A 14,442-nucleotide genomic window follows, 5' to 3' on the forward strand; every position below is an offset into this window, starting at 1 on the left:
CTTATGAAAAGGCTGAAATCAGCGGCGGATACGTGCTTGGATGAAGGGCAGGATGTCGGTGACGGCAACCACTTGAGCTTCGGTTTCCTGGCGGCTCTTGTATTCCAGATTGCCTTCGGCCAGGCCGCGATCGCTGATCACGATGCGATGCGGGATGCCAATCAACTCCATGTCAGCGAATTTGATGCCCGGACTGGTCTTTTTGTCACGGTCATCGAGCAAAACTTCAAAACCGGCAGCGGTCAGGTCGGCATAGAGCTGATCGGTGGTTTCGCGCACAGCCTCGGTTTCATAACGCAACGGCACCAGGGCGACCTGGAAGGGCGCCAGCGTGTCGTTCCAGAGAATGCCGCGCTCGTCGTTGTTCTGCTCGATGGCAGCGGCCACCACGCGCGTTACGCCGATGCCGTAGCAGCCCATGGTCAGGGTCGCCGGCTTGCCGTTTTCACCCATCACGGTGCAGTTCATCGCCTCGCTGTATTTACTGCCCAGCTGGAAGATGTGCCCGACTTCGATGCCGCGCTTGATCTCCAGGGTTCCCTGGCCATCCGGGCTCGGGTCGCCAGCGACGACGTTACGCAGGTCGGCGACGATCGGCAGTGGCAGATCGCGCTCCCAGTTCACGCCAAAGTAGTGCTTGTCGTCGATATTGGCGCCGATGGCGAAATCGCTCATCAGGGCGACCGAGCGATCGACAATGCACGGCAGTGGCAGGTTCAGTGGGCCCAGCGAGCCGGCACCAGCGCCGATGGCGTCGCGCAGCTCGGCTTCCGAGGCCATTACCAGCGGGCTGGCCACTTGTTCCAGGTTGGCAGCCTTGATCTCGTTCAGCTCGTGGTCACCGCGAATGATCAGGGCGATCAGCTTGCCGTCTTCGGCGCCATGCACCACCAGGGTCTTGATGGTTTTTTCGATGGTCAGGTTGAAGCCTACGACCAGGTCGTTGATGGTCTTGGTGTTCAGGGTCTCAACCAGGCGCATTTCTTCGCTTGCTAGGCCACGGGCGGTTTCGCGCGGAACGGCTTCGGCTTTCTCGATATTGGCGGCGTAATCGGAGCTGTCACTGAAGGCGATATCGTCTTCACCGGATTCGGCCAGGACGTGGAACTCATGGGAGCCGGTGCCGCCGATCGAGCCGGTATCGGCCTGTACCGGGCGGAAGTTCAGGCCCAAACGGGTGAATATGTTGCAGTAGGCCTGGTGCATGCGGTCGTAGGTTTGCTGCAGCGAGGCCTGATCCACATGGAAGGAGTAGGCGTCCTTCATGATGAACTCACGGCCACGCATCAAGCCGAAACGCGGGCGGATCTCGTCGCGAAACTTGGTCTGGATCTGGTACAGATTAAGCGGCAGTTGCTTGTAGCTGCTCAATTCATTGCGAACGAGGTCGGTGATCACCTCTTCGTGGGTCGGGCCAACGCAGAACTCGCGGCCGTGACGATCCTTCACGCGCAGCAACTCTGGGCCGTATTGCTCCCAGCGGCCTGACTCCTGCCACAACTCGGCAGGCTGAATCGCCGGCATCAGCACCTCCAGGGCGCCCGCAGCGTTCATTTCCTCGCGGACGATGGCTTCCACCTTGCGCATGACGCGCAGGCCCATTGGTAGCCAGGTATACAGGCCCGAGGCGAGTTTGCGGATCATGCCGGCGCGCAGCATGAGCTGGTGGCTGATTACCACGGCATCGGAAGGAGTTTCTTTGAGTGTCGAGAGCAGGAACTGACTGGTGCGCATAGTTGGCCGTTCTGTCGGTTGCAAGGGCTTTTAATAGGTCGGCATTGTACGGTGCCTGTACTGTTGCGTACAGGATGCAGGTAGGTGGTTCAAGAGGAGGCAAGAGTGACGGTATTGACGGCGGAACAGGTTCAGGCGCTGATTCGGGCTGGGTTGCCGATCGCGGAAGACATCGAGCTGTGCATTGATCGGCTGGATGCGCAGGGGGTGCTGGCACGGGTGCCTTTCCACGCCAAGCTGATACGCCCGGGCGGCACGTTGTCGGGGCCGACCATCATGGCGCTGGCGGATGCGGCCATGTATGCGGTGGTGCTGGGGCGGTTGGGCCGGGTGGAAATGGCGGTAACGTCGAACCTGAATATCAACTTCCTGGTCAAGCCGAAACCGGTGGACTTGTTGGCCGAGGCGCGGATTTTGCGGTTAAGTCGGCGGCAGGCAGTTTGTGAAGTGTCGCTGTATTCTTTGGGTAATGCAGAAGAGTTGGTGGCGCATGTAACGGGGACTTACGCGTTGCCGCTGTAAGCGAACCAGGTTTCACTGTTAATTATGGTTTGATCGGTGGAAAGAAAAAGCCCGGCAGAAGCCGGGCTTTTCATGTTGCTCGCTAACTAATGCTGGATTACAGCACGGACAGCGGGTACTCAACGATGATGCGGAAGTCGTTGGTGTCACGGGAGAAGTTGGTGCGCTGAATAGCGTTGCGTAGGCGGAGGGACAGGTCCTTGGCGGGACCTTCCTGGATCACGTACTTGGCTTCCATATCCAATTCGTGTTCCTTGCCTTCGCTGAGGCCTACACCACGGTCAACATTGTCGCCTGTAATGTAGCGGGTCATGAAGCTCAAGCCCGGTACGCCGTAGGTGGCCATGTTCAGGTCATAACGAGCCTGCCAGGAGCGCTCGTCTTCGCTGTTGAAATCGGATACTTGGACGGAGTTAGACAGCCAGATCGTGCCGCCGCCGTCGATGCCGTAGTTGTAGCCATTGTCACCGGAGGAGCGCTGGTGGGCTAGGGTGAGGGTGTGGGCGCCCATGGAGTAGGCTGCTGCCAGGCTCCAGATCTTGTTGTCGGATGCACCGGACAGAGCACGACCGTCGTCCGTGGTTTTGTAGCCGTTGAAGTCGAAGTTCAGAGCCTGCTCGTCAGTGATAGGCAGGTTGTAGTTCAAATTGACATAGGTCTTTTTGAAGTGATCTTCGATGTCGGAGCGGTGGATGGCGCCGCTGAAGTTATCGGTGAAGCTGTAGCTGGCGCCGAGGATATTGGCAGATTTTAGGCCAAAGTCGTCACGAGTTGTCTGAGTCTGGCTGCTCATGGCAGTGAAGCGACCGGCGGTCAGTTCCAGGCCTTCGATTTCGTTGCTGGTCAGCAGGGTGCCGGTAGCGACTTCCGGCAGGATGCGGCTGTCGTCGGTGCTGAACACCGGGCTGCCAGTCATCTGGTTGCCGTACTTCAGTACGGTGTCGGAGACGCGAAACTTGATGGCGCCGCCTACTTCAGTTTGGGTGTCTTCAGGACGCCCTTCGCCGTCTGCTGCGAACTGGTCGAAACCGCGAGTGCGGCCGCGACCAGTGTCCAGCTTGATGCTGCTCAAGCTGTGTGCGTCGACGCCCACACCGACGGTGCCCTGGGTAAAGCCGGACTCAGCCAGCAGGCGAATGCCCAGGCCGAATTCTTCAAAATAGCCAGTTTGTTTGCCGTTTGGAGTCGCGTTCGAGGCACCATGGCGGTAGTCACGGTTGTGATACAGCGCACGGTTGAAGATATTGAAAGTGCTGTCTTCAAGAAAACCCTTGGACTCGGATTGACTAGAGGCCACGGCCATTTGGGTACTGCCCGCTGCTACTGCGAGGGCGATTACGCTCCACTTCATCACTTGCATCGTGATTGCTCCTTTGGTTTAGAAGAGTTGCGCTGTCCAAGTAATTGTTATACGGACAGCTCTTTCTTTTTGTGTCGGCGCTAACTTATAGCACGCAGCCAAAGTTGGCGATAGTTGCAATCTATTCCTTGCGCTTTGTTCACGGTCATGTCGCAAAAGACGATGAAGCATGTCGCAATTCTGTAGATTTCCGCGTGTATTTTGCAGCGCTGACGAATTCTGCCATTTCGGTTACTTGCACTCGGGTCTTTTGTTGTGTTGCAGCGTATCTCGAGCGGCGGGAAAGCTTAAAGCAAAAGTCGTGCTCAAATTCTGAATTTTCATCATTGGTTGAGCTATTGCGGGGCTAGGCTTGTTCTGGCGAGCCTTGTAAAGACTTTGTCGCCAGGTTTCATAGGGGTTGCAGGCACTCCTTGTCGCTTGTGCACGCGGCGAAGGGATGGCTGGTCTGGCGTCTGTCGCTGTGTGTTTGGCAGCATTCTGCTGGGAAGGGTGAGTTGCAGCGGTAACGCCTGCAGGGCTTTCCATTACGGTAGGAAACAAACTGTGCGCAATAATGGTGCGTGCTCTGGTGGCGTGTGCTGCTGTATGGCGAGCTGTGGCGCCTTTGCCGTGATCGAGTGGGCAGGTGAATCTACTGCGGCTCCCGCGTATCCTGCTGGCCCGTCGCGTAGCATGTCGGGTTTGTGCTTATGGCGCTAAGCTTTGTCTATTCAATGGTCTGGCAGGAGGGTGGCCTATGTTCGTTTTGGATCCGCGTTTGCAGCAGGACACTCTGCCGGTAGGCGATTTCGCGCTGTGCCGTTTATTGTTGATGAATGACGCGCATTACCCCTGGTTTGTCCTAGTGCCCAGGCGCGAAGAGGTGAGCGAACTGTTTCAGCTCGACGCATTGGATCAACAAGCCTTGTGGCAAGAAGCCACGATGTTGGCAGAAACGCTGAAGGATGCCTTTGGCGCCGACAAAATGAATGTCGCAACCCTGGGTAATATGGTCAGCCAGCTGCACATGCATGTGATTGTTCGGCGTCGTGATGATGCAGCCTGGCCAGCGCCGGTGTGGGGTAAGCTGCCTGCGCAGCCGTATAACGATGAACAGGCGCTGGTGATCAAGGACAGGTTGCGTCTGGTGTTGGCTGATAATTTCTGTTTTATCGAGGGCTGAGGGATGGACGCGGAACAGCGAATTACCGATCTGGAAAGCCGGCTGGCTTTTCAGGATGACACCATTCAAACACTCAATGATGTGCTGGTGGCGCAGCAGCGGGAAATGGAGCGCTTGCAGTTGCAGGTTGCGGCCTTGGCCAGGCGTCAGGAGGAAGTCGGCGGGCAGCTCGACTCGGCTGAAGAGGAGGCGCCACCGCCTCACTATTAATTAGTGGTCTGTACGGTTAGTGGGTTAACTCAAAATCGCCGGCTTGAGTCTTGGCTCTGGGAGGCCCGGCCTCCTGCAAGGTTCCAGACAGGCTTGAGCCGTTGGATAAATGGATTACCCGATCAGGTCACTAGAACCGTCTTATAAACAGAAAAGCCCGCATTTTGCGGGCTTTTTGCTTTGCGCCGGGATTAGCGGCGGGCGGGGGTGGCGGCAATCACATCTTCCGCTTGCAGGCCCTTGTCGCGTTGCATGACGGAGAACTCGACGCGCTGGCCTTCGACCAGTACCCGATGCCCTTCGCCACGAATTGCGCGGAAGTGCACGAAGATGTCGTCACCCGAGTCGCGGGAAATGAAGCCGAAACCTTTGGATGTATTGAACCACTTAACTGTGCCGGTTTCCCGATCGGTCATGTTATGCGTTGTGGCGGCGGCGTTGTCGCGGACTTTCAGGCGCAGGTTGGTCGCCAGGTGCAGCAGCACTGCGGCGAGCACGGTGAGTAGGCTGAATAGGGTGGCGGGCAGATCGACAATCGTTGGTAGAGGAGCCAGTAGGATCAAGGCTTGCAACAATGTGCCCAATACCAGCAAGGCAGAAACCAGGTTTTGCAGTTGATGGCGCAGGTCGGCATGCCAGATAGGCAGTTGGGGTGCCAGGATCAGGTTAAGTAAGCCGAACAAGGCAAGGCTCAGGGCCTCTGGCTGTTGCAGGAATGGCAGGGTGTCATTGCTGAGGCTTGGCACAAATGACAGCAGCAGGGCGGTGAAGCCCGCTAGCAGGTGGACGATTTTCAACATATTCAATGAGCTCATTTATTAAAAGGATCGCTAGGAAGAGCCGATTGCACAGGCATTGCCTTGAGTTGAGGGCGTGGTGGATGCGCACGTAGTCGGCCTATGCGCTGATCCAATGGCTCGGAGCAGCGGCACGGGACGTATTTAACAGCAAAGAGGTGAGCTACTCAAATCAAGCGCTTAGGGCGCTTTCGCAGCGCTCGGGGTGTACCAGGTTGCGACCGTTGTGTTTGGCTTGGTAAAGCGCGTCATCGGCGCGGGTAAGCAGGCTTTCCAGATCATCGCCGGGTTTGGCCAGGGCGAAACCGAAGGAGGCGCTGATGCTGTCGAGTACCTGGTCGGAGCGGCGTACTTTTATACGCAGTGACTGGATTTTCATGCGCAGGCCTTCGGCGAAGGCGTATGCGCTCTGGGTATCGAAGCATTCGCGAAGAATCACGCAGAACTCTTCGCCGCCGTAGCGTGCAGCGGTGGCGCGCGGTGGCAGTGCGTCGCGCAGCAGTTGGCCGACATGCTGCAGAACCCGATCACCGAGGGGGTGACCATATTGATCGTTAAACTGTTTGAAATGGTCTATATCCAGCATCACCAGGGCCACGCCTTGATGTTCACCGGTGAGTGCCTGTTCCATCAGGCGGGTAAAGGCGTGCCGGTTGAATACCTGGGTCAGGCTGTCGAGAGTTGCCGCGACGTGGGCGCGTTCCAGTTGGCCGCGCAGGTGCTGGATCTCGCTCTGCGCTGCACGTATGCGGTAGAGAAACTTCTCTTGCTGCTCCTGCATCAGTTGGGTGCTTTGTTGCAGGTCGTTCAATACGTTGGGCAGGTCATCGATGATCGGTTCTTGCAGTGCGGCGAGGCCCTGTTCTAGGCTGGCTTGATAGTTGTGACTACCAACCACGCTGCGTGAGACGTCGTCTTCGATGCCATCAACCAGTTCGATGACTTGTTGTTGGCCGGCGCGGGCTTCTTCGAGTTCGTGGCGAATGATGTAGTCGTGGAACAGTTTGACGGCTGCTTCCGCTGGAACGCTGTCGAAGTCTGTGACGATCTTGTCCAAGCGACGATTGAGTTCCGGCTCCTGGCCTTGGCTGTAGGTATACCAAAGGGCGTAGTGCAGCGGATTGGGTGGTATGCCATGACTCATCATCAACGGTACGGCCTGCTTCAGCAGGGCGGCCGCCGCGCGCGTGTCTTCGGGGTAACGCTCAAGAATGCTGGGGGTTTTGTTTGGCTTGCTCATGCACGTCACTGTGGCAAGTTGCGGATGGCTGAAGCATAGAACAAGCACCTGTCTTGCGCCTAGCAGCCTGTCGGACTTAATCGCTGTATTCCAGGATAATCCCGGCACCGCCCAGCCGATGCCCCCGTATGAACCGCTTTCGCCCGATCGACCGCAAGACTGACTACCTGCTCCCGCCATCGCTGGATGACTGGCTGCCAGAAGATCACCTGGCTCGCTTCATTCTCGAAGCCATCGAACGGCTCGACCTGAGCGCGCTCACCCGCGCCTACGGCGGACGCGGCAGCGCCGCCTACCACCCCGAGGTGCTGCTCAGCCTGCTGGTCTATGGCTATGCCAGCGGCACCTTTTCCAGCCGTAAGATTGAGCGCGCCACTTACGACTCGCTCGCCTTTCGCTACCTCGCAGCCGGCAGCCACCCCGATCACGACACCCTGGCGAGCTTCCGCCGGCGCTTCCTCGACGAGTTGGCCGACATCTTCCTCCAGGTGCTGGCGCTGGCGGGGGAAATGAAGCTGCTCAAGCTCGGCACCATCAGCCTCGACGGCACCAAGTTGCATGCCAACGCCTCACGCCATAGCGCACTTTCCTATGGCCATATCCAGGCACTCGAACGCCAGCTCAAGACCGAAGTGCAGGAGCTCCTGGCGCTGGCAGAAAGCGCCGACCAGACAGAACGCCCCGATGGCATCGACCTGCCGGACGAGATTAAACGCCGGCAAGATCGATTGGTCGCCATGGACGCGGCGAAGGCCAAGATCGAGGCGCGCGCCCGCGTGCGCTTCGAGCAGGATCAGGCCGTCTACCAGGAAAAACTCGCCAAGCGTGCGGCACGCACGGCAGAAACTGGCAAGAAGCCCGGCGGCAAGCCGCCAAAAGCACCGGTGGAAGGGCCTGCGGCGCACGACCAAATCAACCTCACCGACGAAGACTCGCGCATCATGCGGGTGGCCGGCGGCGGCTTCGAACAGTGCTACAACGCCCAGGCGGCGGTGGATACCGACACGCTGCTGGTGGTGGCGCAGGGCCTCACCCAGTCGGGCAACGACAAGCAACAAGTTGTCCCCATGCTGGCCGAGCTCAAGGCACTGCCGGCCTCGTTGGGCCAGGTGCAGGCGCTGCTCGGGGACTGTGGCTACAGCAGCGAAAGCAACATCGCCGCCTGCGAAGCGGCCGAAATCGAACCCTACCTGGCGGTGGCGCGCGAAGACCACCACCCCGGCTGGCGAGCGCGCTTCGCGGAACCGGCACCGCTCGACATCGACGCCACGGCCCAGCAACGCATGGCGCACAAGCTCAAGGCTCAGCCGGGGCGCCGCCTCTATGCGCTGCGCAAACAGACGGTGGAGCCGGTGTTCGGCATCATCAAGTCGGTGATGGGTTTTCGTCAGTTTCTGCTGCGAGGCAAGGGCAAGGTGAGCGGGGAATGGCGCCTGGTTTGTCTGGCCTGGAATTTGAAACGCATGGCCGTTTTGCGCCACAAATCCGTCCACTGCGGGTAAGAATGGACTAAACCCGTTCGATCCCAGGAAGTCCGGGGCAAGAATGCCTGAAAATACCTAAATACTGAGGCAAGTTTCTTCGCCTCACTATTGATGCCCCGCTCATGAATTCAAGTCCGACAGGCTGCTAGGCGCATTTCGGCCCAGGGCGATCCTGTTGCAAGTTCCAGGCAAAGACCGAGAGTGGTCTTTACCTGTTTGTTGTTTCAATCAGTAAAGGCGCTTTGGATCCGGAGGCCGTCAGGCGTCGAGCAGGCTGCGCAGCATCCAGGCGGTTTTTTCATGCACTTGCATGCGCTGGGTCAGCACGTCTGCGGTAGGTTCGTCGCTGACCTTGTCGAGCAAAGGGAAGATCCCGCGAGCCGTACGGATCACGGCCTCCTGGCCTTGAACCAGTTGTTTGATCATGTCGGTAGCGCTTGGTACGCCTTCCTCTTCCTTGATTGAGGACAGGCGCGCATAGGCGGCGTAGGTGCCGGGTGCTGGGAAACCCAGAGCGCGGATCCGCTCGGCGATCTGATCGACGGCCAGTGCCAGTTCGGTGTATTGCCCTTCGAACATCAGGTGAAGGGTGTTGAACATCGGGCCGGTGACGTTCCAGTGGAAGTTGTGGGTTTTCAAATACAGGGTGTAAGTGTCGGCGAGTAGGCGAGACAGGCCTTCAGCGATGGCGGCGCGATCCTGCTCAGCGATTCCGATATTGATTTCCATACCATTTCTCCTTTCAGGTGGCTCGGAGCTTGTCTGGCTCCGCGATGGGGCAGAGCCTAGCATGGGCTCTGCAGGCTTGATCTTGGCTTATGTCAATAAGCGCCATTGTCTGAGGCTATGGGGCGTGTGGGGTTCAACGCTTGCGTATTAGCCTGGCCAGCAGCCTGGGGTAGGCGCTCGGCAGCAGGCGTTGAATCCAGTCGAGGAGGCGGGCGTCGTTGCCGATGAGGATGCGTGGGCGTTTGCCTTTGATTCCTTCGACGATGACTCTGGCGGCCTGTTCCGCGGTGGTGTGGGCCAGCGTGTCGAAGTCTGCAGCTGCCCGACTGGCGTCGCATTGGCCGTTGATGCCCTGGTAAAAGCGCGCCGAGCGGGCGATGTCGGTTTTGATCCCGCCAGGGTGAACGCAACTGACCTGCACGTTGCTGCTGTGCAGTTCCTGGCGCAAGGCTTCGGTAAAGCCGCGGACGGCAAACTTGCTGGCGTTATATGCCCCCTGTGAGGGCATGCTGACGATGCCGAATATGCTGGAAACATTGACGATGTGGCCTGCGTTGTTTTTCAGCAGGTGCGGCAGAAAGGCTTTGGTGCCGTGCACGACGCCCCAGAAATTGATGCCCATTATCCATTCGAAGTCCTCATAGCTCAGGTTCGCAATGGTTTGTGACACGGCCACGCCGGCGTTGTTGATGATCAGGTGGGCGTTGCCGTGGTGGGCCAGTACGGCGTCGGCAAAGGCGAAGACGGATGCGCGATCGGCTACATCGAGGACGTGGCTGCTGACCTGGCGGTCTTGCTGGCGCAAGGTGCTAGCGATGCTTTCCAGGTTGGCGGCATTTATGTCGGCCAGTGCCAGATGGCAGCCTTGCTTGGCCAGTAGTTCGGCGAGGGCGCGGCCAATACCTGAACCTGCGCCGGTTATTACGGCTACCTTGCCTGCAAGCGATTGCATATAACTCCCTGAGTCGAGCTTGCGCTCTGCTATCTGTGTGAGTGGTGCAGTGACTGTGCTGGCGAGCTTAGGCAGGCGTACTGGTCTGGCGCAAGGGACTCAGCAATGCGCGAGGGCTGGGAGTTGCTGCAGGGTACGGTTGAATACGTCGACCCAGTGCGGGCTGAATTGCTGGCCTGCCAGGCCGTTGATTTCGAGGATGGCGCGCAGTAGCGGGCGCTTGCTCAAGGTTTGGTGGGCGCGCTCATGGGTGCGTGCATCGAAGGTGTCGACGATATTGAGGATCAGGGCGCCGGGGCGGATATCACGCTCCTGCAGGCCTTCGGGGTAGCCGCTGCCGTCGGCATGCTCGTGGTGTTGCCGGACGATGTCGGCGGCTGCATCCCAGCAGGGCATCCGTTTCAACAAGTCGTAAGTCAAGTGTGGGTGTGATTGCATCTGCTGGCGTTCCTCGTCATTGAGGCGGGCTTCCTTGTGCAGCGTGTCCAGCGGTAGAAAGGCCATGCCCAGGTCATGCAGGCATACCGCCGCCGCCAGTTGTGCGGGGTGTTCCGGTGTATTGCCAAGCTGGTTGATGGCCAAGGCCAGATCCAGTTGGCGTAGGCCTCGACCCTGCCAGTAGTGCGAGCGATGCTCGCTGGCCTGCATCAGTTCGATGAAAAACAGCAGGTCTGGATCCATCGCAATACCATGCTGTTTGAGTAGTTCCGTCGCCTGCGGGTCGTTCCTGGCTGTAGGGGTGGGCAGGTGGCTGCTGGGGTCGAGTTGTTGCAACAGCGAGCGACGAACCTCGGCCTGTCGGGAGGCGGGTGCAGCCGCCAGTTCGCGCAAAGCTTGGCTGAGTGCATGGAGCTGCGCGTGATCGAGGCGGGCAGTGGTGCCGCCAAGGCCTTGGGCTATCAGCTCTTTGAGGTGATCCAGGGACACCAGCAGGATGTCGCCGAGCAAGCTGTCAAAGTTCAAGCGCGCCTCGCGCAGGCAATCCAGAACATCCTCCATAGCCTGTGGCAGGGGCATCAGGGCGTTCAGGCCGATGTAGCCCAAGTTACCCTTGAGGGTATGTACCTGGCGGAACAGATCGCGCAGCTTCTCTTTATCATCGGGGCAGTGATCCAGTTCGATAAGCAGTTGTTCGCAGCGCTGAAACTGTTCCGCGGCTTCCTGGCGAAAATCTTCCAGCACATCATTGGACAGTTCGCTGGAACTGGATTTGATCATGGGTGCTCTCCGTAGGGGTTGGGTGAGTATAGACGGCTCGGTAAACGTGCTTGGGCTGGCGGCTGCAAGTGACGGCTTAACCATATATAATCCCGCGCTTTGCCGCGAAATGCGGGTTGAGGGCGGTCTGGCGCAAGTGCGCCGTTGGTCGATTGCTGGCCCCGTCCAATACAGTAATTGCAGAAAATACCGTGTGAATCTGCCGCCAGGCATGACCTCGGACAAGCGCCGCGCTCCACGCGGCCCAACGAATTCAAGACTCAAGAGAAGCGACTACCACCATGATGCGTAGCCATTATTGCGGCCAACTGAACGAGAGCCTGGACGGTCAGGAAATCACCCTTTGCGGTTGGGTGCACCGCCGCCGTGACCATGGCGGGGTGATCTTCCTCGACATCCGTGACCGCGAAGGCCTGGCTCAGGTGGTGTTCGACCCGGATCGTGCCGAGACCTTTGCCGCCGCGGATAAAGTGCGCAGCGAGTATGTGGTGAAAATCACCGGCAAGGTACGCCTGCGTCCCGCCGGTGCCGGCAATGCCAACATGGCCAGCGGCGCCATCGAAGTGCTCGGTTATGAATTGGAAGTGCTGAACGAGGCGGAAACCCCGCCGTTCCCGCTCAATGAATACACCGATGTCGGCGAAGAAACCCGCCTGCGTTACCGCTTTATCGACCTGCGCCGTCCGGAAATGGCGGCCAAGTTGAAGCTGCGCTCGAGTATCACCACCAGCATCCGTCGCTACCTGGACGAGAACGGCTTCCTCGATGTGGAAACGCCGATCCTCACTCGCGCCACCCCTGAAGGCGCGCGTGACTACCTGGTGCCGAGTCGCACCCACGCCGGCAGTTTCTTCGCTCTGCCGCAGTCGCCGCAGCTGTTCAAGCAGCTGTTGATGGTCGCCGGCTTCGATCGCTACTACCAGATCGCCAAGTGCTTCCGCGACGAAGACCTGCGCGCCGATCGTCAACCTGAATTCACCCAGATCGACATCGAGACCAGCTTTCTCGATGAAGCCGACATCATGGGCATTACCGAGAAGATGATCCGCCAGCTGTTCAAGGCGGTGCTGGACGTCGAGTTCGCCGACTTCCCGCACATGACCTTCGCAGAAGCCATGCGCCGCTATGGCTCGGACAAGCCGGACCTGCGTATTCCGCTGGAGCTGGTGGATGTCGCCGATCAGCTCAAGGACGTCGATTTCAAGGTGTTCAGCGGTCCGGCCAACGACCCGAAATGCCGGGTTGCAGCGTTGCGCGTGCCAGGCGGGGCGAGCACGCCGCGCAAGCAGATCGACGACTACACCAAGTTCGTCGGCATCTACGGCGCCCGCGGGTTGGCCTATATCAAGGTCAACGAGCGTGCCAAGGGTGTCGAAGGTCTGCAGTCGCCGATCGTCAAGAACATCCCGCTGGACAATCTCAATGTGATCCTCGATCGCGTCGGTGCGGTCGATGGCGATATCGTGTTCTTCGGTGCCGATAAGGCCAAGATCGTCAGCGAAGCTCTGGGTGCGCTGCGGATCAAACTGGGTCACGACCTCAATTTGTTCACGTGCGAGTGGGCACCGCTGTGGGTGATCGACTTCCCGATGTTCGAGGAGAGCGACGACGGCAGCTTGAACGCACTGCACCACCCGTTCACGGCGCCGAAGTGCAGCCCAGAAGAGCTGGCGGCTAATCCTGCCACCGCGCTGTCGCGTGCCTACGACATGGTGCTCAATGGCACCGAGCTGGGTGGCGGTTCGATCCGTATCCATCGCAAGGAAATGCAGCAGGCGGTGTTCCGCTTGCTCGGCATCGGCGAGGAGGAGCAGCAGGAGAAGTTCGGCTTCCTCCTCGATGCTCTCAAGTTCGGTGCGCCGCCGCACGGTGGCCTGGCCTTCGGTCTGGATCGTCTGGTGATGCTGATGACCGGCGCGCAGTCGATCCGCGAAGTGATCGCCTTCCCGAAAACCCAGAGCGCGGCCTGCGTCATGACTCAGGCGCCGGGTGTGGTGGATGCCAAGGCGTTGAGCGAATTGCACATTCGCCTGCGCGAGAAACCCAAGGCCGAGTGAGCCTTGCCGACGACAAGGAGCCTGGATTTTCCAGGCTTCTTCGTTATGGTTTTTACGAAACCTGATTTAAGTGATGACGGAGTGAGTTATGGCTGGTCATTCCAAATGGGCCAACATCAAGCACCGCAAAGGGCGTCAAGACGCCAAGCGCGGCAAGATCTTCACCAAGCTCATTCGTGAGCTTACCGTCGCCGCCAAGGGCGGTGGTCTGCCGGCAGACAATCCGCGTCTGCGCCTGGCCATGGAGAAGGCGCTGACCGCCAATATGACCCGCGACACCATCGACCGGGCGATCGCTCGCGGCGTCGGCTCGGACGAAGCCGACAACATGGCCGAGCTGAGCTACGAAGGTTATGCGCCGAGTGGCGTGGCAATCTTCGTCGAAGCCATGACCGATAACCGCAATCGCACCGCAGCCGAGGTGCGGCATGCCTTTACCAAGTGTGGCGGTAATCTGGGCACCGATGGCTCGGTGGCCTATATGTTCGAGCGCAAAGGGCAGATCAGCTACGCCCCAGGGGTCGATGAAGATGCCTTGATGGAAGCAGCGCTGGAAGCCGGTGCCGACGATATCGTCAGTGCCGAGGATGGTTCGGTCGAGGTCTATACCGCGTTTGCCGACTTCCACACGGTAAACGAAGCGCTGGGCAATGCCGGGTTCAGGGGTGACGAGGCCGAGGTGGCGATGATCCCGTCGGTCAGTGCGCCTGTCACCGACCTGGAAACAGCGCAGAAAGTGATCAAGCTGATCGACATGCTGGAAGACCTCGACGACGTGCAGAGCGTCTATCACAACGCCGAGATTCCCGACGAGATCATGGAGCAGCTTGGCTGATTGTTGCTTGAGCGCAAGGGCCGGAAGCTGCTGGGGTGTTGTTGTCCAGGGGCTTCCGGTTTTTTTATGGCTGCTATGTGGGTGACTGCATCGAAGGCTGCCCCTATACTCGCCAACTGGATAGATAAACAGTATGGTT

At 59.0% G+C, this 14,442-nt stretch carries 13 protein-coding genes and 1 pseudogene; 6 read left to right on the forward strand and 8 right to left on the reverse strand.

What is annotated here, in order from left to right; all coding sequences use genetic code 11:
* Positions 1–18 precede the first annotated feature (18 nt).
* Complete coding sequence (locus VCJ09_RS07765; RefSeq protein WP_324733833.1) at positions 19–1,734, reverse strand: proline--tRNA ligase; 1,716 nt, start codon at positions 1,732–1,734, stop codon at positions 19–21.
* A 114-nt stretch (positions 1,735–1,848) separates the two neighbouring features.
* Here VCJ09_RS07765 and VCJ09_RS07770 point away from each other — a divergent pair, with 114 nt between their 5' ends.
* A complete protein-coding gene (locus VCJ09_RS07770; RefSeq protein ID WP_154067152.1) occupies positions 1,849–2,256 on the forward strand; it encodes a PaaI family thioesterase in 408 nt (135 codons plus the stop codon).
* Between the two features lie 97 nt (positions 2,257–2,353).
* Here the strand turns inward: VCJ09_RS07770 and VCJ09_RS07775 are convergent, their stop codons facing one another.
* Positions 2,354–3,616, reverse strand: coding sequence for an OprD family porin (locus VCJ09_RS07775; RefSeq protein ID WP_324733834.1), 1,263 nt, complete (start codon positions 3,614–3,616; stop codon positions 2,354–2,356).
* 739 nt (positions 3,617–4,355) lie between these two features.
* Between VCJ09_RS07775 and VCJ09_RS07780 the strand changes: the two genes are divergently transcribed.
* Both VCJ09_RS07780 and VCJ09_RS07785 read left to right on the forward strand, forming a co-directional pair.
* The gene (locus VCJ09_RS07780; RefSeq protein ID WP_324733835.1) at positions 4,356–4,781 is read left to right on the forward strand and encodes an HIT family protein; all 426 of its coding nucleotides are present in this window, start codon (positions 4,356–4,358) and stop codon (positions 4,779–4,781) included.
* A gap of 3 nt (positions 4,782–4,784) precedes the next feature.
* Positions 4,785–4,991, forward strand: coding sequence for a SlyX family protein (locus tag VCJ09_RS07785; protein ID WP_324733836.1), 207 nt, complete (start codon positions 4,785–4,787; stop codon positions 4,989–4,991).
* Between the two features lie 191 nt (positions 4,992–5,182).
* On the opposite strand, the gene VCJ09_RS07790 is transcribed toward VCJ09_RS07785, so the two are convergent.
* The 3 genes and pseudogenes from VCJ09_RS07790 to VCJ09_RS07800 form a co-directional block, all read right to left on the reverse strand.
* Positions 5,183–5,407, reverse strand: a complete 225-nt coding sequence (locus VCJ09_RS07790; RefSeq protein WP_177345259.1) for a cold-shock protein — start codon at positions 5,405–5,407, stop codon at positions 5,183–5,185.
* Between the two features lie 63 nt (positions 5,408–5,470).
* A pseudogene (locus VCJ09_RS07795) lies at positions 5,471–5,806 on the reverse strand (cold shock domain-containing protein membrane protein); the annotation flags it as partial.
* A 154-nt stretch (positions 5,807–5,960) separates the two neighbouring features.
* A complete protein-coding gene (locus tag VCJ09_RS07800) occupies positions 5,961–7,028 on the reverse strand; it encodes a GGDEF domain-containing protein (RefSeq protein WP_324733837.1) in 1,068 nt (355 codons plus the stop codon).
* Positions 7,029–7,156: 128 nt separating this feature from the next.
* On the opposite strand from VCJ09_RS07800, the gene VCJ09_RS07805 reads away from it, so the two are divergent.
* Positions 7,157–8,530: an IS1182 family transposase gene (locus tag VCJ09_RS07805; RefSeq protein WP_324733838.1), complete on the forward strand. Its 1,374-nt coding sequence runs from the start codon at positions 7,157–7,159 to the stop codon at positions 8,528–8,530.
* 240 nt (positions 8,531–8,770) lie between these two features.
* On the opposite strand, the gene VCJ09_RS07810 is transcribed toward VCJ09_RS07805, so the two are convergent.
* The 3 genes from VCJ09_RS07810 to VCJ09_RS07820 form a co-directional block, all read right to left on the reverse strand.
* Complete coding sequence (locus VCJ09_RS07810; RefSeq protein WP_079201312.1) at positions 8,771–9,241, reverse strand: Dps family protein; 471 nt, start codon at positions 9,239–9,241, stop codon at positions 8,771–8,773.
* Positions 9,242–9,374: 133 nt separating this feature from the next.
* On the reverse strand, positions 9,375–10,193 hold the full coding sequence (locus tag VCJ09_RS07815; protein WP_324733839.1) for an SDR family oxidoreductase: 819 nt from the start codon (positions 10,191–10,193) through the stop codon (positions 9,375–9,377).
* Positions 10,194–10,292: 99 nt separating this feature from the next.
* Positions 10,293–11,411, reverse strand: coding sequence for an HD domain-containing phosphohydrolase (locus VCJ09_RS07820; protein ID WP_324733840.1), 1,119 nt, complete (start codon positions 11,409–11,411; stop codon positions 10,293–10,295).
* A gap of 281 nt (positions 11,412–11,692) precedes the next feature.
* Here VCJ09_RS07820 and aspS point away from each other — a divergent pair, with 281 nt between their 5' ends.
* Together aspS and VCJ09_RS07830 are read left to right on the forward strand one after the other, a co-directional pair.
* Positions 11,693–13,468: an aspartate--tRNA ligase gene (gene aspS / locus VCJ09_RS07825; protein WP_324733842.1), complete on the forward strand. Its 1,776-nt coding sequence runs from the start codon at positions 11,693–11,695 to the stop codon at positions 13,466–13,468.
* 88 nt (positions 13,469–13,556) lie between these two features.
* The gene (locus tag VCJ09_RS07830) at positions 13,557–14,303 is read left to right on the forward strand and encodes a YebC/PmpR family DNA-binding transcriptional regulator (RefSeq protein ID WP_324733843.1); all 747 of its coding nucleotides are present in this window, start codon (positions 13,557–13,559) and stop codon (positions 14,301–14,303) included.
* Positions 14,304–14,442 lie beyond the last annotated feature (139 nt).

Source organism: Pseudomonas paeninsulae (genome assembly GCF_035621475.1).
Classification (GTDB): Bacteria; Pseudomonadota; Gammaproteobacteria; order Pseudomonadales; family Pseudomonadaceae; genus Aquipseudomonas; species Aquipseudomonas paeninsulae.